This window comes from Leucobacter chromiisoli, from assembly GCF_016522505.1.
Taxonomy (GTDB): domain Bacteria; phylum Actinomycetota; class Actinomycetes; order Actinomycetales; family Microbacteriaceae; genus Leucobacter; species Leucobacter chromiisoli.
Window position 1 is genome coordinate 222,943 of sequence record NZ_JAEHOH010000001.1, and the last position, 22,196, is coordinate 245,138.

The window sequence follows — 22,196 nt, forward strand, 5'->3', positions numbered from 1 at the left end:
GGCGCGGGGCGCGGCCGTGATGCGTATGAGGCCAGTGTCGATCCTCGGAAGCGTGAAGTAAAGCGATGGTTATTTCCGAATATCATGAAGGAGAACTTCATGATGGGAGGAGTCCGTGCTCGAGATGAAGCGGTTGCGCCTGCTCTGGGAGCTCGGGGCGCGGGGCACCGTCGCCGCCGTGGCCGAGGCGCTCAACTACAGCCCCTCCGCCGTGTCGCAGCAGCTCGGGATCCTCGAGCGCGAGGCCGGCGTGCCGCTGCTGCGCAGGGTGGGCCGGGCCCTCGAGCTGACCCCCGCCGGGGAGGCGCTCGTCGCGGAGACCGAGGAGCTGCTCGCCGGCCTCGAGCGCGCCGAGGCGGCGCTGCACCGCGTGCGCGCCGAGGTGACGGGAACGATCAGGGTCGCCGCGTTCCAGACGGCGATGCTCGCGATCGTGCCCCGGGCCCTGCGGAGGCTGCGCGAGGAGTACCCGCGGCTGCGGGTCGAGGTGGTGCAGCACGAGCCGGGGGCCGCGCTCCGGGAGACCTGGGCCCGGGGCTTCGACCTCGTCATCGCCGAGCAGTATCCGGGGCACTCGACCGAGCACTTCGCCGGCCTCGACCGCGAACCGCTGACCCGCGACCCCATCAGGCTCGGCCTGCCGGTGCCCGGCACGGGAGGCTCGGGATCCGACGACCGCTTCGACGCCGTGCGCACCCTCGCCGATGCCGCGGAGCTGCCGTGGGTCATGGAACCCCACGGCGCCGCCACCCGGCACTGGGCCGAACAGGCGTGCCGCAGCGCGGGATTCGAGCCCGACGTGCGCTACGAGACGGCCGACCTCCAGGCCCATGTGCGCCTCATCGAGTCGGGCAACGCGGTCGCGCTGCTGCCGGGCCTCGTCCACGTCGGGGCCGAGCACCGGATGCGCCTCGTCGAGCTCGAGGGCGCGCCCCGCCGCCGCATCTTCACGGCCGCGCGGGCGGCGAGCGGCGGCCACCCCGCGCTCGCCGCGGTGCGCACCGCCCTCGCCGAGGAGGCCGCCGCGCTGAGCTTCGCCTGACCGGGTTCGCCGTGGCTTTCCTCCGGCGGACGTGTGAATCCCCTCCTTTCAGGAGGGAGCGGTTCCGGTTTCCAGCACTCGGGCGTACGCTGTCACTGTTGCGTCGGCGAAGGGTATCGGTGCGGCAGAATCCGAGAGGTGGCGAATGAAGATCATCAGCTACAACCTGAGGAAGAACCGGGCCGTCAGCGAGCTCGACGCCCTGGCCGAGGCCCACGCGGCGGACATCCTCTGCCTGCAGGAGGCCGACTCGGTCGCCCTGCCGTCGCACCTCGGGCACATGCGTCTCGTGCACGCGACCGAGCGCAACCGCCTCGGGCTGGCGATGTACGTGCGCGAGGATCGCTTCATCGCTCGCTCCGCCCACGCGTTCCAGCTCAAGAAGTCGCTGCACGATCGGCTGCTCGCCCCGGCGCACGAGCGCCTGCTCGGCGCCAGACTGCACGATCAGGAGACGGGGCGCGACTTCGTGGCCGCCTCCTTCCACGCGGCGCCGCTGACCGCGCTCAACTCGCTGCGCCGCCACCAGATCCACGCCGCCCTCGGCGAGCTGCGCCAGATCGGGCCGCACCTGCCGGCGCTCATGGTCGGCGACTACAACTATCCGGTCTTCAAGGGGCGCCTCGACACCGAGATGCGGACGGCGGGCTACGACCTGAGCCTCAGCGACAAGCGCACCTACACCCGGTACAAGATGTTCCGCGGGCACTTCGACTTCGCCACCTCCGCGGGTCTCGCCATCTCGAGCGTGCGCACGCTCGACCGCGGCACGTCGGATCACCTGCCGATCCTCGTCTCGGCGGCGTTCGCCGAGGAGGCGCTGACGATCGAGGCGCCCGTCGGGGCCGTCACCTCGATCACCCCCTCGATGGTCGCGGCCTGACGCTCGGCGGTTCGTGGCGCCTCAGCGGCGCCGCGCGTCAGTGCCGCGTGCCGCCCGCGCGCTGCTCGAGCAGGTGATCGAGGACGGGATCGAGCACGGCCAGGCCGTCGCGCACGCCGCCGGGGGATCCCGGAAGGTTCACCACGAACGCCGCGCCCGCGAAGCCGGCGCAGCCGCGGGTCAGCAGCGCCGTCGGAGTGTGCGTCGTTCCGCGGCGGCGCAGCTCCTCCACGATCCCGGGCAGTTGGACGTCCAGCAGCGGCGCCGTCTGCTCGGGGGTCGTGTCGCTCGGCGAGACGCCCGTGCCGCCCGTCGTGACGACGACCTCCTGCCCCGCCTCGATCGCGGCGCGCAGCGCCTCGCCGACGGGCGCTCCGTCGGCGACCACGACCGGCTCCGCGCAGGTGAACCCCCGCTCCACGAGCCAGTCGCGAATGACCGGACCGGTGCCGTCGACCGACCGGCCGGCCGCAGCGCTCGTGGAGGCGACAATCACGACGGCCCGACGCCCGGTGCCGCCTCGGGTTCCCGAGCGACCGTGCTCGGCTGCCCCGGCGTGCGGCTCCGGATCGCCGTGTCCGCTCACTCGATCGTCCAGTCGCCGCTCTTGCCGCCCGATTTCGCGAGCACCCGGGTGCCCGTGATCTCGGCGTGGCGGTCGACCGCCTTGATCATGTCGTAGAGGGTCAGCGCGGCGACGCTCGCCGCGGTGAGCGCCTCCATCTCGACGCCCGTGACACCCTTCGTCGTGACCGAGGCGACGATCCGGACCCGATCCCCGAGCGGCTCGAAATCGACGGCGACCCTGCTCAGCGGCAGCGGGTGGCAGAGCGGGATCAGCTCCCAGGTGCGCTTGGCGGCCATGATGCCCGCGACGCGCGCCGTGCCGAGGGCCTCGCCCTTGGGCAGCGTGCCCTCCACGAGCTGCCCGACGGTCTCGGGGCTGGTGACGAGGAAGGCCTCCGCGCGCGCTGTCCGCCTGGTGGTCGCCTTCTCGGTGACGTCGACCATGTGGGCGCTGCCGTCGGCGCGCAGGTGGGTGAGGGCGGGCTGCTCGCCCGCGGCCGGGTCAGTCATCGATGCTCCAGACGGTGACGGGGGTGTTCTCGGGGATCGACGCGACGCCGACGGGGATCTCCGCGATCACCTCGGCGCTCGCGAGGCCCGCGAGCAGGTGTGAGCTCGGGCCGCTGAGCACGATGCGGCCGTCGTCGGCGATCGTGCCGCGCCTGAGCTGCAGCTTGTCTGCGGGGGAGTCGGCGTCGTGGGCCAGCAGGCGCTCCTCGCGCGGACGCTCGGCGGGAAGGCCCGCGTACGCGCGCAGCAGCGGCAGCAGGAACAGCTCCGCGGAGAGCATGGCGCTCACGGGATTGCCGGGGAAGCAGAGGATCGGAGTACCCCGCTCGCCCCGCTCACCCTGCTCGCCCCGCTCACCCTGCTCGCCCCGCTCGCCGAGCACGCCGTCGTGAGCATCGCCCTCGTGAGCACCGGTGCCGTCGAGGCGCAGCACCCCGAGCCCCTGCGGACCCCCCGGCTGCATCGCGAGGCGGTGGAACCCGACCCCGCGGTCGCCGAGCGCGTCGCGCACCACCTCGTAGGCGCCCGCGCTGATGCCGCCCGAGGTGACGACGACGTCGGCCCAGGCTCCCTCGCGCGCGAGCGCCGTCAGCATCTCCGCCGCGCCATCGCCCGTGCGCACGGAGTGCACCTCGGCGCCCGCCCCGCGCAGCGCGGCGGCGAGCATCGGACCGTTGGCGTCGTGGATCCGACCGGGGCGCAGCGCCTGCGCGTCGCCCGCCGGCTCGCCGCTCGCCGGCTCGCCGCTCGCCTGCGCGTCGCCCGCCAGTTCGTCGCCCGTCGAGCACAGCAGCACCTTGACGCGGCGTCGCACCGCGATCCCGACCACCCCGGCGGAGGCGAGCGCCCCGATGCGGGCCGGGGTCAGACGCGTGCCGACCGCGACGATCTCGGCCCCCTCGGGCAGGTCGCTGCCCCGCCTGCGCACGAACGCGCCGGCGGCGACGGGGCCGGCGAAACCCGTCGAGCCGAGGTCGGCGTCCGCCCCGTCCTCGAGCTCGCCCGCGCGGCGGAGCCGGGGGAACTGCGGCGGCAGCGTCGCCTCGACCGGCACGACCGCGTCAGCGCCCCGCGGGATCGCGGCCCCCGTCATGACGGGGGAGGCCGTGCCCGGCCGGTGCTCGAGCGGGGCGTCGCCCGCGGCCGTCGTCGGCCCGAGCGGCAGCGCCGTCGGACGATCGGGGCGGGCCCCCGCGAGATCGGACGCGAGCACGGCGTAGCCGTCCATCTGGGAGTTGTCGAAGGGGGGCAGCGGGATCGCGGCGCGCGCCGCGTCGGCGGTCACTCGGCCGAGGATCGCGGGATCCCGCATCTCGAGCACCTCGGGGGCGTCCGACGCCGCCCTCCCGAGGGACGGCGCGAGCAGCTCGGCGACCTCGGCCCGGTGCTCGTCGACCGTGCGGGCGCCGGGCGCGCACGCGGCGGGTCCGGGATGCGTCACCCGCTCACCCGCCGGCGAAGGGGGGCAGCACGTCGACGACCGAGCCGCGGAGCGCGCCCTCGTCACGGCGCACCTCGCCGTCGACGAGGAACGACCCCGCGCGCAGCACTCGTTCCATGGCGGCGCCGTAGCGGCGGGCGAGGCCGGCGCGCAGCTCGCCGATGGTGGGGGAGACTCCGAGGTCCCACGGCTCCTCGTCGACCCCGGCGGCCTCGGCGGCGGCCGCGAAGTAACGGACAGTGATCTGGGCCATACCGCCATGGTAGCCCGCCCACCGCTGAACCGGGTGCCTAGAATTGGGCGCATGACCCCGGCAGATCCCGCAGGGCCGGTGCGCCCCGCACCTCTCGTCGACCCGGCGCCCGAGCTGACCGCCGAGCAGCGCGCGCGGGCCGAGCGGCAGATCCTGCTCCCCGGCTTCGGCGAGATCGCCCAGCGGCGCCTCCGCGCGGCGCGGGTGCTCGTGATCGGTGCCGGCGGCCTCGGCAGCGCGAGCATCCCGTACCTCGCGGGAGCGGGCGTCGGCACCATCGGCGTGGTGGACGACGACGTCGTGGAGCTCTCCAACCTGCACCGCCAGATCGCGCACGGCACGGCCGATCTCGGCCGCCCGAAGGCCGAGTCGATCGCCGACGCCGTGCGCGCGATCGACCCCGCCGTCGCGATCGAGCAGCACCGCTTCCGTCTCACGGCGGCGAACGCGCTCGACCTCTTCCCGCGCTACGACCTCGTCATCGACGGCAGCGACAACTTTCCCACCCGCTACCTCGCGAACGACGCCGCCGAGCTCGCCGGCATCCCGCTCGTCTGGGGCGCGATCCTGCAGTACCACGGCCAGGTCGGTGTGGCGTGGCACGCGCACGGCCCCGGCTATCGCGATCTCTTCCCGGCCCCTCCGGCGCCGGAGGACGTGCTGAGCTGCGGCACCGGCGGTGTGCTCCCCGGCCTCTGCGGCACGGTCGGATCACTGCTCGCCACCGAGGCGATGAAGCTCGTCACCGGCATCGGAGAGCCGCTCATCGGTCGCGTGCTGCTCTACGACGCGCTCGCCGCACGCACGCGCGAGCTGCCCTACCGGCGCGATCCCGGCGCCGAGCCGGTGAGGGGCCTCGTCGACTACGAGGCCTTCTGCGCGGGGCCCGATCCCGCACCGCCCGCGATCACGGCGGTCGAGCTGGCCGAGCGGCTGCGGGCGCAGGATCCGCCGCGCCTGCTCGACGTGAGGAGCCCTGCCGAGCGGGAGCGCCTGCGCATCCCCGGCTCGCTGGCCGTGCCGATCGACGAACTCGAACGCGAGGCTGGGACCGCCGGCGCCGAGGGGCTCGGGGGGTCGGCGATCACGGTGTACTGCGAGCGGGATCCGCGATCGATCCGGGCCGCCAGGATCCTCGCGCGGCGCGGCCACGCCGACGTGCGCTACCTGCGCGGCGGGATCAGGGCGCTCGCAGAGATCGCACCCGAGGCCCTCGAGGGAGACGACCGTGAACGATGACATCCGCGCCCGCGTGACCGAGCTGCCGATCGACGACGCGGCGGTGCGCGCGGCGGTCGACTCGCCGGAGTGCGGCGCCGTCGTGATGTTCCACGGCGTGATCCGCAATCACGACGGCGGGGAGGGGGTGCGAGCCCTCGACTACAGCGCGCACCCTGAGGCCGAGCGGTTCCTCGCCGCGGTCGTGGCGGACGAGCAGCGCCGCACGGGCCTGCGCCTCGCGGCCGTGCACCGCATTGGCTCGCTCCGGATCGGCGACGCGGCGCTCGTCGCGGCGGCCTCCGCCGCCCACCGCGCCGAGGCCTTCGCGGCGATCGAGCGACTGGTCGAGCGGATCAAGGCCGAGGTGCCGATCTGGAAGCGCCAGCACCTCGAGGCGGGCACCTCGGAGTGGGTCGGCCTGTAACGATCGCCGCTCGGGGCGGGGCTCGGACGACTTCAGGCGGTTTCAGGCGGGGCTCGGCCGGGCGCCCGGTCGCCGCTCAACCGCCGATGTAGGACATCTCGATGCGCTGCCTCGTGCGGCCCGCGTCGGCGGTCGCGGCTGCGGTCGTGTCGGTCGCGGAGCCCTCGCCCCCCTCGCTGCCGGGTGCGGGTGCGCCCGCCGCAGCCGTGAACTCGGAGCGCCGCTCGGAGTAGCGGTCCTCGCGCCCGCCCCACAGCTCGGAGAGCGCATCCGAGATCTCGGCGTCGGAGGCCCCTCCGCGCAGTAGCGCGCGCAGGTCGAAGCCCGTCGTCGCGAAGAGGCACGTGAAGAGCCGTCCCTCGGCCGAGAGCCGCGCCCGCGTGCAGCTGCCGCAGAACGCCTGCGTCACGCTCGAGATCACACCGATCTCGCCCGAGCCGTCGCGGTAGCGCCAGCGCCGCGCGGTCTCGCCGGGGTGATCCGGCGGCACCGGATCGAGCGGATGCACCGCGCCGATGCGCGCGACGATCTCCGCCGACGGCACCACCTCCTCGAGCGCCCAGCCGTTCGACGACCCCACGTCCATGTACTCGATGAAGCGCAGGGCGTGACCGGTGCCGCGGAAGTGCTCGGCGAGGCCCAGCACCTCGTCGTCGTTGACGCCGCGCTTCACGACGGTGTTCACCTTGATCGGACCCAGCCCCGCCTCGGCCGCCGCCGCGATGCCGTCGAGCACCCGCGACACCGGGAAGCGCACGTCGTTGATCGCCTGGAACCGCGCCTCGTCGAGCGAGTCCAGGGAGACAGTGACCCGGCCCAGCCCGGCCGCTTTGAGCGCCGCGGCCTTCACCGGCAGCGCCGATCCGTTGGTCGTGAGCGCCAGGTCGAGCGGCTCCCCGTCGGGGGTGCGCAGCTCGGCGAGCATCGCGACGAGATCCTCGATGCCACGGCGCAGCAGGGGCTCGCCTCCTGTGAGGCGCAGCTTCCGCACTCCGAGGCCCGCCGCGATCGCCGCGAGGCGCGTGATCTCCTCGAAGGTCAGCAGTTCGCTCCGCTCGAGGAACTGGTAGTCGCGCCCGAAGATCTCCTTCGGCATGCAGTAGACGCAGCGGAAGTTGCAGCGGTCGGTGACCGAGATGCGCAGATCGCGCAGCTCGCGGCCGAGCGCGTCGACCCGGCCCGGACTCGTTCCGGTCGCGGGCAGCGCGCGGATCCCTGAGCCCGCCATTCCAGCACCTCCCGAAGCCCTCACCCTACACCGTCCCCCTCCGCGCCGGCCCTCGTCCGCCTGCGGCGGAGAGCACGGCGGGGCGAGAAGCCTCCGTGGCGGGGCCCGGGATGAGAGGATCGAGGCCATGAGACACGAACGAGGCCTGAGGATCGGCGCGGCGACCGCCCCCGCCGCGGCCGTCCTCGCCGCGACCGTCCTCGCGGCGGTCGCGCTGACCCTCGCGGGGTGCGCCGGGCCCTCGGGCTCCTCCGCGGATTCCTCCTCGGGCGAGGGGCGGGAAGGGGCGGCGGACGCCGAGCAGACCGTGACCGTGTTCGCGGCGGCGTCGTTGCAGGCGGCCTTCGACGAGGCGGCGGAGGCGTTCGAGGCGGAGAACCCGGGCGTCGAGGTGCGGTCGATCGTCTACGACGGATCCTCGACGCTCGCCACCCAGATCGTCGAGGGCGCGCCCGTCGACGTCTTCGCCTCGGCCGACGAGCGCAACATGCGGAGGGTCGTCGACGAGGGGCTGGCGGTCGATCCGGTGCCGTTCGCGACGAACACGCTCGTCGTCGCGGTGCCTGAGGGCAACCCCGGGAACGTCGCCGAGCTCGCGGACCTCGCCGACGCGGTCACGGTGCTCTGCGCGCCGGAGGTGCCGTGCGGCGCGGCGTCCGAGCAGCTGCTCGCGAACGCCGGCGTCGAGGTCGCGCCCGCGAGCCTCGAGCAGAACGTCACCGCCGTGCTGGAGAAGGTCGCGGCGGGCGAGGCCGACGCGGGGCTCGTCTACGCCACCGACGTGCTCGGCGACGCCGCCGTCGAGAGCTTCGTCCCCGAGGGAGCCGACGACGTCGTGAACGTCTACCCGGTCGCCGCGCTCGAGGGTGCGGCCCACCCGGAGGCGGCGAGGGACTTCGTCGAGTTCCTGCTCGCGCCCGAGGGGCGCGCCGTGCTCGACGCGCACGGCTTCGGAGAGGCCTGAGGTGGCCGAGTCCGAGGCGGCGAGGTCCGAGGTGGCGAGGTCTGAGGCGGCGAGGGCCGGGGAGGCGGGCGCCCGGGCGGCGAAGGCCTGGAGGGTGAAGGCGCGGAAGGCGAGACGGGGGCCGCGCGGAGACACGGGAGGATCCGCCCCGCTGCCGCTCGTGCTGCCCGCCGCGCTCGGTCTCGCGCTGCTGCTCCTGCCGCTCCTCGCGCTCATCGGTCGCGCCTCCTGGACGACGCTCTGGGCCGACATCACCTCCGAGACCGCGCGCAGCGCCCTGGCGCTCTCGGTCGGCACGGGACTCACGGCGACCGCCCTCTGCGTGGTGCTCGGCGTGCCGCTCGCGATCCTGATCGCGCGATCCGGCCCCAGGACGTCGGCGCTGCTGCGCGCGCTCGTGGCGGTGCCGCTCGTCATGCCCCCGATGGTCGGCGGCGTCGCGCTGCTGTTCCTGTTCGGGCGCACGAGCCCCGTCGGCAGGCTCATCGACGCCTGGTGGGGGCTCGCGCTGCCGTTCTCGACCGCGGCCGTCGTGCTCGCGCAGGCATTCGTCGCGCTGCCCTTCCTCGTGCTCTCGGTCGAGGGATCGCTGCGCTCCACCGGCCTGCGCTACGAGCGCACCGCCGCCACGCTGGGGGCCGGCCGCTGGACCGTGCTGTGGCGGATCACCCTGCCGCTCGCAGCTCCCGGTCTGATCGCGGGCGTGATCCTGTGCTTCGCGCGCGCCATCGGCGAGTTCGGTGCGACGGCGCTCTTCGCCGGCAACGCGCCCGGTGTGACGCAGACGATGCCGCTCGCCATCTACACGGCCTTCAACGGCGCCGGCAGCGGGCGGGAGCCCGCGGTCGCGCTCTCGCTGCTGCTGCTCGCGACGGCGGTGCTGGTGCTGCTCACGGTGCGCGCCTGGCGACCGGGGGCGCTGCGATGATCCGGGGAGGCGGCGAAACCGGAGACACGGCGCTCGGCGGTGCGGCGCCCGGGAACGCGGCGCTCGACGATCCGGTGCTCGACGCGTGCGTGCGCGTCGAGCGCGGCGACTTCTCGGTCGACGTCGAGCTGCGGGCGGGAGCGGGCGAGACGGTGGCGCTCATGGGGCCGAGCGGTGCGGGCAAGACGACCGTCGTCGACGCCCTCTCGGGCCTGATCCGGATCGACGAGGGGCGCATCCGACTCGGCGGCGCCGACATCGCGGACGCCGCGTCGGGCGTGCACGTCGCGCCGAGCAGGCGCGGTGTCGGGGTGCTGGGGCAGGAGGCGCTGCTCTTCCCGCACATGACCGCGGTCGAGAACATCGCCTTCGCGGCGCGCGCGGCGGGGTCGTCCCGCGCGGAGGCCACGGCACTGGCATCGGGGTGGCTCGACCGGGTGGGCCTCGCCGGCCTGGCCGCCCGCCGCCCCTCGGAGCTCTCGGGCGGCCAGCGGCAGCGGGTCGCTCTCGCGCGGGCGCTCGCCGCGAGGCCGCGCCTGCTGCTGCTCGACGAGCCGCTCGTCTCGCTCGACGTCGAGGCCGCCGCCGACATCCGCGCGCTGCTGCGCGAGCGGCTGACCGAGAGCGGGACGACGGCGGTCCTCGTCTCCCACGACGCGGCCGATGCGCTCGCGCTCGCCGACCGGCTGCTGATCCTCGACGCCGGCAGGATCGCGCAGCAGGGAACGGTCGAGCAGGTGCTGGCGGCACCCGCCACGCGCTTCGCCGCCGCGGTCGCCGCCTCCCGCGGCCTCCGACCCGACCCCGACAACTCCGCTCGGTAGGCCGCCCCCGCAGGCCAGCGGGCCCGCCGGCCCCCGGCCTCCCCCGCAGGTCCGCTCCGGGCCGCTCTGCTCTGGATCGCTCCGAGGGGTGAAACTCGGGGTGGAATCGACGGTCCGGCAGACGTCCGCACGTCCTCCGGTGGCAGGATCGAGGAGGCGGTGGGAGCATATGGATCGGCAGTCAAGATTGCAGCAGCGGTGGCCTGAACTCTTCGAGGGGCTGGATAGGAGCACGCTCACATTCGTGCTGCACGCCTGCGATGCGATGTGGCCTCGTCCCGCCGAGCCCTCGCAGGAGGACATCCGCCACCTCACCGATCTCGCGCGTGGCGCGATCACCAAGGAGGAGTACGATCGGCGGGCCGGAGGCCGGGCCAGGCGTGGACGCGTGGACCTCCCAGCCCATCGCCTCGGGAAGCACGGTCATCCGGCCCTCGAGCCCGCGCCGCGCCCCGATCGCGACCGCGGGGATCGCGTCGGCGAGCGGAGTGGTCTCGGTCGGCGGCGCGCGGCGCGGGAACGGGGCATGCGGTGATCTGCACCCACTGCGGACACGAGCGAATCGAATGGATCCCGCGCGAGCGCATCCAGGCGGGCATCGGCCTGCCGTCGGAGATGACGCCCGAGGTGCTGCGCGCGCAGGCCGAGAAGCTCGGCGGTGAGATTCTGGGAGCCTGGATATGCGAGCACTGCCGCAGCAAGGGGTTCTTCGTCCTGGGCGGGGCCGATGAGAGTCCGGCCCAGGCCGCCCGCTCCTCTCAGACGCGCTCCTCGCGATCCGACGGCGTGCGGGAGAGGGCGGCGAAGAGCGCCCCCGCGACCACGCCGCCGACGAGCTGCGCGATCACGTAGACCGGCCACTGCTCCCAGGCCACCTCGCCGCCCAGCAGGGTCTGCACGAGCATCGGCCCCGTGTTCCTGGCGGGGTTGATCGAGCCGCCGGTGACCGCGCCGATGGTGACGATCACGGCGAACACCGTGAACCCGATCGCGATGCCGGCCATCCCCGGCGCCGCTCGGCGGTGGATGAGGCCGAAGACGACCAGCACGAGCACGAAGGTGCCGATGGCCTCCGCGGCGAACATCTGCCAGAAGGGGATCTCGGCCGAGGACGCCGCGATGCCGAGGCCCTCGTCGCTCGCCACCCTTCCGAGGGCGGCCACGATGGCGAACGCGCCGATCGTGGCGCCGAGCACCTGCGCGAGCACGTACCCGGGCACCTCGCGCCAGGGGAACTTCCGCGTCGCGGCCAGGGCGACGGTGACCGCCGGGTTGATGTGAGCGCCCGAGATGTACCCGAACACGTAGACGACCGCCATGACGATCGTGCCGAACGCCAGTGCGATGATGCCCAGCTCGGCGCCGGTGAACGGCTCGCCGGCGCGGGCGATGGCGAGCGCCGGCACCGAGCCGACGCCGACGAAGACCAGCAGCGCCGTTCCGACGAACTCGGAGAGCAGACGCTGCCAGGTGCGGTACTCGTTCATGAGCGGTGTTCTCCTTTGAACAGCCGAGAGGTCTTGAAGAGTCGAGGGGGCGCCCGGCGGGGCTCGGGAGCCCGGGGAACCGGACGGCGTCCGAGCGGCTCGGCCCGGAGGGAGGGGGAAGGCCTCCGGGGCCCGGCTCGCGAGCCCCGGCGATCCCTCACGCCGTGATGTAGCCGTTCGGATTCAGCACGTACTTCTTCGCCGCGCCCTGGTCGAACTCGGCGTAGCCGCGAGGCGCGTCCTCCAGCGAGATCGGCGTCGCGTTGACCGCCTTCGCGATCTGCACCTTGTCGTGCAGGATCGCCTGCATGAGCTGGCGGTTGTAGCGCATCACGGGGCACTGGCCCGTGGTGAACGACAGGGACTTCGCCCAGCCGAGGCCGAGGCGGATCGACAGGGATCCCACCTTCGCCGCCTCGTCCACGCCGCCCGGATCTCCCGTGACGTAGAGACCGGGGATGCCGAGCGCACCGCCCGCCTCCGTGAGGTCCATCAGCGAGTTCAGCACCGTCGCCGGGGCCTCGTGGCTCGCATCGGATCCGTGGCCGCGCGCCTCGAAGCCGACGGCGTCGACGCCGCACTCCACCTCGGGAACGCCCAGGATCTGCTCGATCTGATCGCGCGGATCGTCCTTCGACACATCGACCGTCTCGCAGCCGATCGAGCGGGCCCGCTCGAGGCGCTCCTCGTTGAGGTCGCCGACGATGACGACGCCGGCGCCCAGCAGCTGCGCGCCGACGGCCGCCGCGATGCCGACCGGCCCTGCGCCCGCCACGTACACCGTGGATCCGGGCTTCACCCCGGCGGTGTAGGCGCCGTGGAACCCCGTGGGGAAGATGTCGGACAGCATGGTCAGGTCGAGGATCTTCTCGAGCGCCTGATCGCGATCGGGGAACTTCAGCAGGTTCCAGTCGGCGTACGGTACGAGCACGTACTCGGCCTGGCCGCCGACCCAGCCGCCCATGTCGACGTAGCCGTACGCGCTGCCGGGGCGATCGGGGTTGACGTTGAGGCAGATCCCCGTCTTGCCCTCCTTGCAGTTGCGGCAGCGACCGCAGGCGATGTTGAACGGAACGGAGACGATGTCCCCGACCTTGATGAACTCCACGTCGGGCCCCACCTCGACGACCTCGCCGGTGATCTCGTGGCCGAGCACCAGCCCCTCGGGGGCGGTGGTGCGCCCGCGCACCATGTGCTGGTCGGAGCCGCAGATGTTGGTGGCGACCGTTCGCAGGATCGCCCCGTGCGGCACCTTGCGGCCGACGTTCGCCGGGTTGACGCCCGGCCCGTCCTTCAGCTCGAATTCCGGATACGCGGTGTCGATGACCTCGACGACTCCCGGGCCCTTGTACGCAACAGCTCTGTTTCCAGACATCCTCGTCCTCTCCTCGGGTGGCGGTACACCACTGCCACGAGTCTCCCGTGCGGCGAACGGCGCCTCAATAGCTCTCAGGGCGGGCCAAAGCCATACCTTCGGGTAGCTCTCTCCGGGTAGGCTGGGGGCATGGCTCAGGCTGCGCCCGACGATGGGCTCCTGCGGCGCCTCTCCGAGGTGCTGACGACTCCGCTGGGCTCGATGGTGCACGGGCTCTCGGGGCTGCTCGCGCCGGTGGTGCGCCACTCCGCCCTGGTCACGCTCGCGGCCGACATCGGGGGAGGGCGGCTGCAGGGCACGGGCGACACCTCGTTCATTCGCGGCGTCCGCGGGCTCGACCTCGACCGGCTCAAGCAGGAGGCGGCGAGCTTCGAGGGGGTGCAGCGCGCGCCGATCGTGGTCGACGGCGCGGAGCGCGAGACGCTGCAGGTGCTCTCCCGCAACGGCGTGCTCCTCGTGATCGCCGATCCGGGGCCGCTCGAGAGGCCCGACGCCGTGCTCAGCCTCTGGAACATCATCTCGCTGCACGTGCAGGAGCGGGCCGACGAGGCGACGCCCGGGTACCTGCAGCACGCCCGGGCGACGGCGGGGACGCGCATCAAGGCGCTGACCGAGCTCTCGGACGAGTACGCGGGCCTGTTGGGGGAGCTGTCGACCACGCTGCGGTCCGACCGGCTCGGCGACCGCGAGGCCCGGGAGGCCGCGATCGCCCTCGCGAACACGGGCTTCAGGCGCCTGCGGGCCGCGACCGAGCAGGTCCGCTCCCTGACCGAGGAGCCGGTCACCACGGCGTTCGCCCGGCTGAAGAGCGAGCTCCTCGCGCTCACCCAGTACCGGGACATCTCCCTGCAGTTCGTCGCGCCCCCGGACGACGGCCGGCCGCTGCCGGACGAGGTGGCGAGGGGAGTCCGCGCGATCGCCCGGCGCGTGCTGCTCGATCTCGCCGAGGTGCCCGGGGTCACCCGCGTGCGCGTGCGCTGGGACTGCGACGGGGTCAACCTGCTCATGTACCTGCGCGACGACGGCCCCGGCACCCGGAGGATGGGCGAGGTGCTCACCCGTGCCGCCGAGCACCGGGTGCAGGCGCTGGCCGGTCAGCTGACGGTCGAGGCCACCTCGGGGTGGGGCACGGCGCTCACCATCGTGATCCCGCTCGATCCGCCGCGCGCCAGCGCCGCCTCCTCGGCGCTGGCTCGGCTGCGCCCGCGAGAGATCGAGGTGGCGGATCTGCTGGTGGCCGGTTACAGCAACCGGGCGATCGCGGGGCAGCTCGGGATCAGCGAGAACACCGTGAAGTTCCACGTCTCGCGCATCCTGGAGAAGCTCGGCGCGGGGTCGCGGGCCGAGGTGATCTCGCTCGTGCTGGCGCAGCAGCAGACCTGACGCGGCACTGCGGGCAGTGCCCGCACCGCGGCGCGGCATCACCGCACCGTGGCCACTCCTGCTCCGCGGCGCCGCATCACCGCACGACGGAGCGGCGCGTGCCGTCGACGCGGCGGGTCCAGCCCCGCGAGTCGAGGTGCTCGAGCAGCGGGATCGCCACTCGCCGCGTGGTGTCGAGCGCCTGCCGGGCCCGGCTCGCGGTGAACGGCTGCTCGAGGGCCGAGAGACGGCGCATCGCCAGGGCGGGCGCCTGCGGGAGCAGGATCACGCCCCCGCCCAGCCGCAGCAGCCGCCCGGCGCGCTCGGCGGCCGCGAGCTGCTGCGGGCCGAGCCTCAGCGCGGTCAGCTCGTCGGCCTCGGGGGCGGCGAACGGCCGCGCACCGAGCCGTCGCTCGAGCTCCGCCACGCCCTGCTCCGCCTCGCCGAGGTCGGTGCGGTGCCCCGGCGGGCGGAGGGCCCCGCGCTCCGACTCCAGGCGTGCGGCGCGCACCACCAGCGGCAGCAGCCCGCGGTCGGGCAGCGGGGGATCCTGCCCGAGCAGCAGCTCCGCCGCGGCCCCCTCGGTCAGGCCGGGGGCGAGCGGCTCCTCGCGCAGCTTGCGCTCCACCGCTCGGCGCAGGGTCGCGGCCCATGCCTCGAGCGTCGGCGGGTGCACCCACCAGGTGCCGGCGCCCCGCATCTCCGCGACGCCCGCCGGCGCCGATTCGAGACCCGTGAGGCCGAACCAGCGCAGCCGCTCGGGCCGCACCGCGCCGCGGCGGGCGACCTCGGCCGCGGGGTCGCCCGCCGCGGGCCGGCTCGCGAGCGCGGCGGCCCGGCGCGCGCCGTCGCCGCGGCGCCTCAGCTCGGGAGGGTCGACGTCGAGGATCAGCGCACCGGCGAGCACCGAGCGACTCCCCGGGTTCCGCAGCACGAGCCGGTCGCCGACCCCCAGGGGCAGGCTCCGCTGCAGGACGAGCCTCGCGTGGTCCCCGTCGAAGGGCCTGAGGCGGGCGGGGGTCGCCGCCGTGCCGATGTGCGCCACGAGCTGCTGCGGCGCCTCGGCGAGGTCGGCGCCCGTCGTGCGGCGGACATCGACCGTCGCCACCACCGGCCACGATCCCGGCGCGATGAGCGCGTCCCCGCGCCCCACCTCCCTGGTGCTCGTCTCGCGCAGGTTCACCGCGACGCGCGCGTTCGGCTCGACGACCGTCTCGGAGGAGCCCCGGCTGTGCAGGCCGCGCACGGTGGCCGTTCGCGTGCCCGCCTCTCCGACGATCTGCAGCTGATCCCCCCGGCGCAGCGCACCCGCCGTGAGCGAGCCGGTCACGACGGTTCCCGAGCCGGTGATGCTGAAGGAGCGGTCCACCCACAGGCGCAGGCGGGCGCGAGGATCCGGCGCCGGCGTGCCGGCCAGCACCTCGTCGAGGCGGCGCGCGAACTCGTCGAGGCCGGTGCTCCGGGATCCCGCCCCCTCGGGCAGCGCCACCGTCACCAGGGGTGCGCGCTCGAGCGGGGTGCCGGAGAGCCGCGCCCGCACTTCCGCCCTCGTCTCCGCGAGGCGCTGGGGCGAGGCGCGGTCGGCGCGGGAGATGACGACCAGTCCGTGCGCGACGCCCAGGGCGGCCAGGGCGTCGCGGTGGTCGGTCGACTGGGCCTGCCAGCCCTGGTCCGCGGCGACCACGAAGCACACGACCGGGGCGGGCCCGACGCCCGCGAGCATGTTGGCGATGAAGCGCTCGTGGCCCGGAACGTCGACGAACGCCACCTCGCGTCCCGACGGCAGGGCGGTCCAGGCGAAGCCGAGGTCGATGGTGAGGCCGCGCCGCTGCTCCTCGGCGAGCCGGTCGGGCTCCATGCCGGTGAGCGCGCGCACCAGCGTCGACTTGCCGTGATCGACGTGACCCGCGGTCGCGACGACGTACATCTCAGCGCCGCCCGACGGGCGCGCCGCCGATCCCCGAAGGCGCGCCGTCTGGTCCCGCTTCGCGTTCGGCGCCGCCCAGCGCCTCGACGAGGCACGCGAGGAGGGCGTCGTCATCGCTCTCGGGAACGCACCTCGGATCCACCAGGCACCGATCCTGCCGCACCCGCGCGACGACGGCGGGCGTCCCCGCGCGCAGGCGCTCCGCCGCGGCCTCCGGCAGCTCGAGCGCCCAGCCGGCGAGCGGAACGCCGGGAGCACCCCCGCCCCCGACCCGTCCGTCGTGGGGTACGACCGCGAAGCGGCGGTGCACCGCCTCCGCGAGACGATCCGCGAGGCGCTCGGTCCGCTCGCGCAGGCGCGCCGGATCCGCGTGCAGCGCCACCGATACCGGCGGCTCCGGCCCGCGCAGCGTGGCCTCCACCGCGGCGAGGGCGAGCTTGTCGCTCCGCACCGCGCGGGCGAGCGGGTGCCGGGCGAGGCGCCGGATCGCCTCGCGGCGCCCGAGCAGGAGGCCCGCCTGCGGGCCGCCGAACAGCTTGTCGCCGCTCGCGATCACGACGTCTGCGCCGGCGCGCAGTGCGCTCGAGATGTCGGGCTCGTCGGGCAGCGCCGGATCGGGGTGCAGCAGGCCGCTGCCGAGATCGGCGACGAGCGGCAGGCCGTGCTCGTCGGCGAGACGGCGCAGCGCGGCGATACCGACCTCGGCGGTGAACCCGTGCACCCGGAAGTTGCTGGGGTGGATCTTGAGCAGGCAGCCGGTGGCGTCGCCGATCGCCTCCGCGTAATCGTCCGCGTGCGTGCGGTTGGTCGTCCCGACCTCGCGCAGCCGGGCCCCCGCCGCCGTCATCAGCTCGGGCAGGCGGAAGCCGGCGCCGATCTCCACGAGCTCGCCCCGGCTCACGACCGCCTCGCGGGGCCCCGCGGCATCCCCCGGGCCGGTGCAGAACGCGGTGACCGCGAGCAGCAGCGCCGCCGCCCCGTTGTTCACGATCAGCGCGTCCTCGGCATCGGGGCACGCCCGCAGCAGCGCCTCGCGCGCGCCCGCGCCGCGAGAACTGCGCTTGCCGCTGCCGAGGTCCATCTCCACGTCGACGTAGCCGGCCGCCTCCCCGATCGCCTCCCGCGCCGCGGCCGACAGCGGCGCCCGGCCGAGGTTGGTGTGCACCACGACGCCGGTGGCGTTGAGCACCGGTCGCAGCGAGAGGGTGCGGCGCCCGCGCAGTTCGCGCTCGACCGCGGGCTCCACCTGCTCCGCGGCGATGGCGCCGCTTCTGGCGAGCTCCTGCTGCGCGGCGATCACCGCCCGGATCTCGGCTTCGTCGAGCCGCGTGCGGGCCTCGGTCACCGCGGAGAGGCTCAGCAGGTGGTCGGTGCGGGGGATCCGCCGCCGCTGATCCTCGATCCCCATCGATCCCTCGCATCCCTGAACGTCTGGCGGAGGCGGACGGGAATCGAACCCGCCAGACCGAGATGCTCGATCTCACCGGTGTTGAAGACCGGGGCGCCCACCAGGACACGGACGCCTCCACCTGGAACCCTAGCATCGGCGACGGAGCGCACGAGCCGAGCGGAGCGGGACGCAGACGTGCGTTCGCGGAGCCGTATGTGCTCCCCAGTACGCGGCTTGCGTCACTTTCAACGTCGGGCGGGCTCTCTATCTTCTGGACACATTGTTCAGGGCAACGTAAGGAACGAAGATGGATGATGCGGGCTTGCAGAGCGCGGTCTTCGGCCTCTCGGAAGTCCATCTCAGGCACGTTCGACCGACGGAGCGAGCGACTCGCGGATTCCGGAACCGGCCTGCGGCTCGATCGCAGACACCGCGACCGCAGGAGCAGCTGAGGCTGCACGTAGTTCGCCATGGAGGTCTGGTGATCGACAGCGGCGACGTGAGTCTCGAGCTCACCGCCGGCGACGCAGCATTCCTGCTGTCGAGCGCTGCTGGAGAACTGCGCAGCGGAATCGCGTGCGAGCTGTTGACCATCGCGGTTCCGGTCGAGGTGCTCGGCGACGTGCGCGCCGTGTGGCCCGCAAGCGGGGTTCAGCGAGTCCCGAGGGAATCGATGCTGCTGCCGCCGGTGGCGGCGTTCGCAGCTCGAATGCTCGAGGGATCCGCGAACGAGGTCTCCGGGTTCACCAGCTACTACGTCGAGCGACTCCTGCAGGAGATGCTGCAGGGGCTGCTCCTCGGCGCTTCCCGAGCTGCGCGCGTGCCGCAGACGCAGACCACCTTCCCGCTCGCCATATCGGTGATCGTGGCCCAGCACTCGGATCCCGAGCTGACTGCCGTGGCGATCGCCGAGGAGGTGAACATCTCGCTGCGCCAGCTGGAACGCGAGTTCCGCAAACGCGGCACCACCATCAGGCGCGAGCTGCGCAGGGTGCGAGTGGAGCAGGCGAGGAAGATGCTCGGCGATCCCGATTATGCCGGGCTGAGCATCACCCAGATCGCGCAGTTCGTGGGCTTCAGCAGCGGGTCGAGCCTGGCTCGGGCGATGTCGGCGGTCGGGCTGCCCGCGCCGTCCGCCGTCCGTGTCTGAGCGCGCGGATCGACCCGCGCCGTGAGGCAGGGGTTCCAGCGGAGGGCCGACGGGAATCGAACCCGCGTTCTCAGCTGTCCGCCTGCGAGGTCAGCCTGCGGCGTCGTCGAGCACGAACTCCGTGAGCGCCGGATCGTTCCCGAACGGGCTCCATGCGGGGGAGTCGGGATCGCCGACGTCGACGAACGTTTCGAATGCCGGGCCTCGGGAATCGTCGTCGCAGGCCCGGAAGGCGAAGTAGTACGTTCCCGGTTCGAGCATACGGAGCCGTTTGGTTGCTCTCCCCGAGGCATCGAGCGGGATGCGGGCGGACTGGCCAGCGTACACCGAATCGAGACACATCTCCCCGTTCGCCGCCCCGGTTGCGCTGAAGACGATCCCGGTGAGCGCCGCCTCATCGGCGGGCATGATCTCGAAGGGTGAGACCGATTCGAATCCGGTGATCGTCGGCTCCAGCAGCACGAACTCGCCCACGTCGGCGGATGAGACCAGTCCGTTCGCGGATGCCCACACCCGGTAGCTGTACGTTCCCGCCTTCTCGGAGTACAGCTGCCCGAAATCGAAGAGCCACTCGCCCGAGGGCTGCACGACGGCGAGGTATCGCTGCGGGCCCGCGCTCGTTTCCGCGCCCGTTTCGACGATGACTTCTGCGCCGGGCAGGGTTCTGCCGGTGATGCTCGGTGCGAGGTAGCCGCTCTGGGTGTCGGGCGACTCGATTCCTGTCGAGAACGATGAACCGTCGTCGTTCGGCGGCTCCTCGCGGGGCCCCGGCGCCTCATGCTGCGGTTTCGGCCTCTCGGGTGACACGTAGGTGTTGTCGACGAAGTCGACCTCTGCGATGGCGGGATCGGTGACGTGGCGTCCGGTCGAGGCCTCGGCGTCCGGCTCGGGTTCGGTCGGGTCGCTCCGGGAGTCCGAGGAACTGCGCGCCGGCGCAGCTGCGCTGTTCTCGCTGCCCGAGCGTTCGGCTCGGTTACCGGATCCTGTCGTGGAACCGCCGCCGGATTCTGCCGCATACCGAGCGGATGAGGTTCGCAGCATCTCGGGGAGAACCGCACCGCCTACTGCGAAGATGCTCAAGCTCGCGGCTACAGCGAAGGCCACCAGTCCGGTGGCGGTGACGGCGGCTGCGGTGCCGGCCGCTGCGGATGTGAACGCGGCGGGAATCGTGCCGCCCAGCGCGGCGAAACCGGCAAGGGAGAGCGTGATCTTGCGCATCTGCGCATACCCGTCTCGGAGGCTGGCGTCGAGCGCTGCGCAGGTGCCGCATTCCGCCAGATGCACCTGTATCCGACGCGCGATCCCGTCGGCTCGTCCATCGACGATGAACCGGGGCAGCAGGTGCGCGACGTGCGCCTCGTCGTTTCTGAGCTCGACGGGGATCTGCTGTGCGAGCCATTCCATCCGCAGCCCGCCGAGCGCGCGGCGATAGAGCACGGAAACCGCGTTCGGCTTGATGCCGAGCTCGAGCGCGATCTGCGAGCGACTCGCTCCCTCGACCTCCGTGAGCCAGAGCACGCGCTGCCATCGCTCGGGGAGCGCCGTGATCGAATCGAGGAGTTCGGAGGCGGTGGATTCCGCGGTCAGAAGATCGAGCGGGCTCTCCTCCTCCCGCCCGGCGAGAAGATCGAAGTGCTCGGCCGCGGCCACGTTGACCACCACCTCGCGCTCCCGTCGCCACCGCATCGCCGTGTTGCGTATCGTCGTGAGGAGATAGGCGCGAAACGACGACGTCGGTCCTCCTCGAGCAACGGTCACCTGGTGATACACGGCGAGGAATGCTTCGGAGGCGAGATCTTCTGCATGGTCCGGGATGAGTCGTCGCGCCGCTCCGAGCGCCGCAGCGATGTGGCGGCGCCAGAGTTCCGTATAGGCCTCGTCGTCGCCCTCTCGCAACCGTGCGAGAAGTTCATCGTCGTTCGACGCCGTCGTCCGAAGGTGTGTCACGGGGTCCCCGAATCGCTCCCGAGACGATCAGCTCCGATGCCCGGACCGCGCTCGATCATCCCTCGCCCATTTTCCAGTCAGATGATACAGCCGGGGTTCTCCCCGGTTCGAAGGACATTCGCTGCAAGGCCTGCGTCACTTCTCGGTGTACGCGTACTCGCAAGCCGGTCCGGCGAGGTCACGCCCGGTTCGTCGGCGCCGCCGGACACCCATCCGGAGCGCGTATCGGACCCGGACTCCGGGGTAGTCTCGGGGCATGGCATCAGCGCAGGATCCCACCCGACTGACCGGTTACGCGCACGGAGGCGGCTGCGCCTGCAAGATCCCGCCGGGCGAGCTCGAGGAGGCTGTCCGCGGTCTCGTCGGTCAGACCTCGGCGAGCGTGCTGGTCGGCCTCGACGACGGGGACGACGCGTCGGCCGTGCTCGTGCGCGACGACCTGGCGATCCTCTCCACCACCGACTTCTTCACGCCCGTCGTCGACGACGCCTACGACTGGGGGCGCATCGCCGCCGCGAACGCGCTCTCCGACATCTACGCGATGGGCGGCACGCCCATCTCGGCGCTCAACCTGGTCGGCTGGCCGCGCGAGACGCTGCCGATGGAGTTGCTCACCGAGGTGCTGCGCGGCGGCCTCGACGTCGCTGCGGAGGCGGGCTGCCCGGTGACGGGCGGCCACTCGATCGACGACCCAGAGCCGAAGTACGGCATGGCGGTCACCGGCGTGGTCGATCCCGCGCGCCTGATGCGCAACGACGCCGCCGAGCCGGGCCTGCCGCTCACCCTCACCAAGCCCATCGGCGTGGGTGTGCTGAACAACCGGCACAAGCGCACCGGCGAGGTGTTCGAGCACGCCGTCGCGCAGATGGTGCAGCTCAATCGCGAGGCATCGCGTGCGGCGGTCGCGGCCGGGGTCAGAGCGGCGACCGACGTCACCGGCTTCGGGCTGCTCGGGCACCTCTACAAGATGTGCCGAGCCTCGGGCGTCGGCGCCGTCGTCGACGCGAGCGCCGTGCCGCTCGTCGAGGGGGCCAGGCGTTCGCTCGACGAGGGTTTCATCCCGGGCGGCTCGCGCCGCAACCTGGACTGGGTGCGCCCGCACCTCGACGTGGAGGGGACGTTCTCGGAGGAGGAGCTGGTACTGCTCGCCGATGCGCAGACGTCGGGCGGCCTCCTGGTGGTGGGCGAGGTGCCGGGCTACCCGGTGATCGGCGAGACGACGGCGGGATCCGGCATCACGATCCGCCCCTGAGCGACCCTGGCCGGAGATCGC

Annotated in this window: 20 protein-coding genes and 1 tRNA gene; 10 read left to right on the forward strand and 11 right to left on the reverse strand. The window is 73.2% G+C overall.

Features of this window, described 5'->3' with window-relative positions:
* Nucleotides 1–115 precede the first annotated feature (115 nt).
* On the forward strand, nt 116–1,042 hold the full coding sequence (locus JD276_RS00960; RefSeq protein ID WP_200112848.1) for a LysR family transcriptional regulator: 927 nt from the start codon (nt 116–118) through the stop codon (nt 1,040–1,042).
* A 145-nt stretch (nt 1,043–1,187) separates the two neighbouring features.
* On the forward strand, nt 1,188–1,925 hold the full coding sequence (locus JD276_RS00965) for an endonuclease/exonuclease/phosphatase family protein (protein ID WP_200112850.1): 738 nt from the start codon (nt 1,188–1,190) through the stop codon (nt 1,923–1,925).
* Nucleotides 1,926–1,962: 37 nt separating this feature from the next.
* Here the strand turns inward: JD276_RS00965 and JD276_RS00970 are convergent, their stop codons facing one another.
* Genes JD276_RS00970 through JD276_RS00985 form a run of 4 tightly spaced genes read right to left on the reverse strand, consistent with a single transcriptional unit; the run spans nt 1,963 to nt 4,696 of the window.
* Nucleotides 1,963–2,511, reverse strand: coding sequence for a molybdopterin-binding protein (locus tag JD276_RS00970; RefSeq protein ID WP_200112852.1), 549 nt, complete (start codon nt 2,509–2,511; stop codon nt 1,963–1,965).
* Nucleotides 2,508–3,002 carry a cyclic pyranopterin monophosphate synthase MoaC gene (moaC, locus tag JD276_RS00975; protein WP_200112854.1) on the reverse strand — a complete coding sequence of 165 codons (495 nt, stop codon included), beginning with the start codon at nt 3,000–3,002 and terminating at the stop codon, nt 2,508–2,510. Before moaC ends, JD276_RS00970 begins: the two co-directional genes overlap by 4 nt.
* Entirely contained in the window at nt 2,995–4,443 is a 1,449-nt protein-coding gene (locus JD276_RS16250) for a molybdopterin molybdotransferase MoeA (RefSeq protein ID WP_307866377.1), read from the reverse strand. Before JD276_RS16250 ends, moaC begins: the two co-directional genes overlap by 8 nt.
* A gap of 4 nt (nt 4,444–4,447) precedes the next feature.
* Nucleotides 4,448–4,696, reverse strand: coding sequence for a MoaD/ThiS family protein (locus JD276_RS00985; protein ID WP_200112856.1), 249 nt, complete (start codon nt 4,694–4,696; stop codon nt 4,448–4,450).
* Between the two features lie 51 nt (nt 4,697–4,747).
* Here JD276_RS00985 and JD276_RS00990 point away from each other — a divergent pair, with 51 nt between their 5' ends.
* Together JD276_RS00990 and JD276_RS00995 are read left to right on the forward strand one after the other, a co-directional pair.
* On the forward strand, nt 4,748–5,935 hold the full coding sequence (locus tag JD276_RS00990; RefSeq protein ID WP_200112858.1) for a ThiF family adenylyltransferase: 1,188 nt from the start codon (nt 4,748–4,750) through the stop codon (nt 5,933–5,935).
* Nucleotides 5,925–6,341: a molybdenum cofactor biosynthesis protein MoaE gene (locus JD276_RS00995; RefSeq protein ID WP_200112860.1), complete on the forward strand. Its 417-nt coding sequence runs from the start codon at nt 5,925–5,927 to the stop codon at nt 6,339–6,341. Before JD276_RS00990 ends, JD276_RS00995 begins: the two co-directional genes overlap by 11 nt.
* Nucleotides 6,342–6,417: 76 nt before the next feature.
* On the opposite strand, the gene moaA is transcribed toward JD276_RS00995, so the two are convergent.
* Complete coding sequence (gene moaA, locus JD276_RS01000) at nt 6,418–7,569, reverse strand: GTP 3',8-cyclase MoaA (RefSeq protein ID WP_200112862.1); 1,152 nt, start codon at nt 7,567–7,569, stop codon at nt 6,418–6,420.
* A 127-nt stretch (nt 7,570–7,696) separates the two neighbouring features.
* Here moaA and modA point away from each other — a divergent pair, with 127 nt between their 5' ends.
* From modA to JD276_RS01015, 3 genes are all read left to right on the forward strand, one after another.
* Complete coding sequence (gene modA / locus JD276_RS01005) at nt 7,697–8,533, forward strand: molybdate ABC transporter substrate-binding protein (RefSeq protein ID WP_200112864.1); 837 nt, start codon at nt 7,697–7,699, stop codon at nt 8,531–8,533.
* A gap of 94 nt (nt 8,534–8,627) precedes the next feature.
* Entirely contained in the window at nt 8,628–9,461 is an 834-nt protein-coding gene (locus JD276_RS01010) for an ABC transporter permease (protein ID WP_200113422.1), read from the forward strand.
* Nucleotides 9,458–10,285, forward strand: a complete 828-nt coding sequence (locus JD276_RS01015; RefSeq protein ID WP_200112865.1) for an ATP-binding cassette domain-containing protein — start codon at nt 9,458–9,460, stop codon at nt 10,283–10,285. The genes JD276_RS01010 and JD276_RS01015 overlap by 4 nt, the downstream gene beginning before the upstream one ends.
* A 758-nt stretch (nt 10,286–11,043) precedes the next feature.
* Here JD276_RS01015 and JD276_RS01020 read toward each other — a convergent pair.
* Nucleotides 11,044–11,772: an MIP/aquaporin family protein gene (locus JD276_RS01020; RefSeq protein ID WP_200112867.1), complete on the reverse strand. Its 729-nt coding sequence runs from the start codon at nt 11,770–11,772 to the stop codon at nt 11,044–11,046.
* Nucleotides 11,773–11,929: 157 nt separating this feature from the next.
* Complete coding sequence (gene fdhA, locus JD276_RS01025; protein WP_200112869.1) at nt 11,930–13,147, reverse strand: formaldehyde dehydrogenase, glutathione-independent; 1,218 nt, start codon at nt 13,145–13,147, stop codon at nt 11,930–11,932.
* A gap of 129 nt (nt 13,148–13,276) precedes the next feature.
* Here fdhA and JD276_RS01030 point away from each other — a divergent pair, with 129 nt between their 5' ends.
* On the forward strand, nt 13,277–14,530 hold the full coding sequence (locus JD276_RS01030) for a helix-turn-helix transcriptional regulator (RefSeq protein WP_200112871.1): 1,254 nt from the start codon (nt 13,277–13,279) through the stop codon (nt 14,528–14,530).
* 76 nt (nt 14,531–14,606) lie between these two features.
* On the opposite strand, the gene selB is transcribed toward JD276_RS01030, so the two are convergent.
* The 3 genes from selB to JD276_RS01045 all read right to left on the reverse strand — a co-directional run bounded on the left by selB (nt 14,607) and on the right by JD276_RS01045 (nt 17,963).
* Nucleotides 14,607–16,436 (reverse strand): selenocysteine-specific translation elongation factor, encoded by a 1,830-nt coding sequence (gene selB, locus JD276_RS01035; RefSeq protein ID WP_200112873.1) that lies wholly within the window; start codon nt 16,434–16,436, stop codon nt 14,607–14,609.
* 1 nt (nt 16,437) lies between these two features.
* On the reverse strand, nt 16,438–17,844 hold the full coding sequence (selA, locus tag JD276_RS01040; RefSeq protein WP_200112875.1) for an L-seryl-tRNA(Sec) selenium transferase: 1,407 nt from the start codon (nt 17,842–17,844) through the stop codon (nt 16,438–16,440).
* A 24-nt stretch (nt 17,845–17,868) separates the two neighbouring features.
* Nucleotides 17,869–17,963 (reverse strand) — tRNA-Sec (locus JD276_RS01045).
* 344 nt (nt 17,964–18,307) lie between these two features.
* Here JD276_RS01045 and JD276_RS16255 point away from each other — a divergent pair.
* Nucleotides 18,308–18,976: a helix-turn-helix domain-containing protein gene (locus tag JD276_RS16255; protein WP_200112877.1), complete on the forward strand. Its 669-nt coding sequence runs from the start codon at nt 18,308–18,310 to the stop codon at nt 18,974–18,976.
* 90 nt (nt 18,977–19,066) lie between these two features.
* Here JD276_RS16255 and JD276_RS01055 read toward each other — a convergent pair whose 3' ends face one another.
* Nucleotides 19,067–20,923 (reverse strand): RNA polymerase sigma factor, encoded by a 1,857-nt coding sequence (locus tag JD276_RS01055; RefSeq protein ID WP_200112879.1) that lies wholly within the window; start codon nt 20,921–20,923, stop codon nt 19,067–19,069.
* Nucleotides 20,924–21,179: 256 nt separating this feature from the next.
* Between JD276_RS01055 and selD the strand changes: the two genes are divergently transcribed.
* On the forward strand, nt 21,180–22,175 hold the full coding sequence (selD, locus tag JD276_RS01060) for a selenide, water dikinase SelD (protein ID WP_200112882.1): 996 nt from the start codon (nt 21,180–21,182) through the stop codon (nt 22,173–22,175).
* Nucleotides 22,176–22,196: the final 21 nt, after the last annotated feature.

Bases quoted from the DNA above. Each gene is read 5' to 3' on its own strand.
- selB (WP_200112873.1), bottom strand. From the start codon at position 16,436: ATGTACGTCGTCGCGACCGCGGGTCACGTCGATCACGGCAAGTCGACG.
- JD276_RS00965 (WP_200112850.1), top strand. From the start codon at position 1,188: ATGAAGATCATCAGCTACAACCTGAGGAAGAACCGGGCCGTCAGCGAG.
- fdhA (WP_200112869.1), bottom strand. From the start codon at position 13,147: ATGTCTGGAAACAGAGCTGTTGCGTACAAGGGCCCGGGAGTCGTCGAG.
- JD276_RS00985 (WP_200112856.1), bottom strand. From the start codon at position 4,696: ATGGCCCAGATCACTGTCCGTTACTTCGCGGCCGCCGCCGAGGCCGCC.
- JD276_RS01020 (WP_200112867.1), bottom strand. From the start codon at position 11,772: ATGAACGAGTACCGCACCTGGCAGCGTCTGCTCTCCGAGTTCGTCGGA.
- modA (WP_200112864.1), top strand. From the start codon at position 7,697: ATGAGACACGAACGAGGCCTGAGGATCGGCGCGGCGACCGCCCCCGCC.
- moaA (WP_200112862.1), bottom strand. From the start codon at position 7,569: ATGGCGGGCTCAGGGATCCGCGCGCTGCCCGCGACCGGAACGAGTCCG.
- JD276_RS01015 (WP_200112865.1), top strand. From the start codon at position 9,458: ATGATCCGGGGAGGCGGCGAAACCGGAGACACGGCGCTCGGCGGTGCG.
- JD276_RS00990 (WP_200112858.1), top strand. From the start codon at position 4,748: ATGACCCCGGCAGATCCCGCAGGGCCGGTGCGCCCCGCACCTCTCGTC.
- selD (WP_200112882.1), top strand. From the start codon at position 21,180: ATGGCATCAGCGCAGGATCCCACCCGACTGACCGGTTACGCGCACGGA.
- moaC (WP_200112854.1), bottom strand. From the start codon at position 3,002: ATGACTGACCCGGCCGCGGGCGAGCAGCCCGCCCTCACCCACCTGCGC.
- JD276_RS01030 (WP_200112871.1), top strand. From the start codon at position 13,277: ATGGCTCAGGCTGCGCCCGACGATGGGCTCCTGCGGCGCCTCTCCGAG.
- selA (WP_200112875.1), bottom strand. From the start codon at position 17,844: ATGGGGATCGAGGATCAGCGGCGGCGGATCCCCCGCACCGACCACCTG.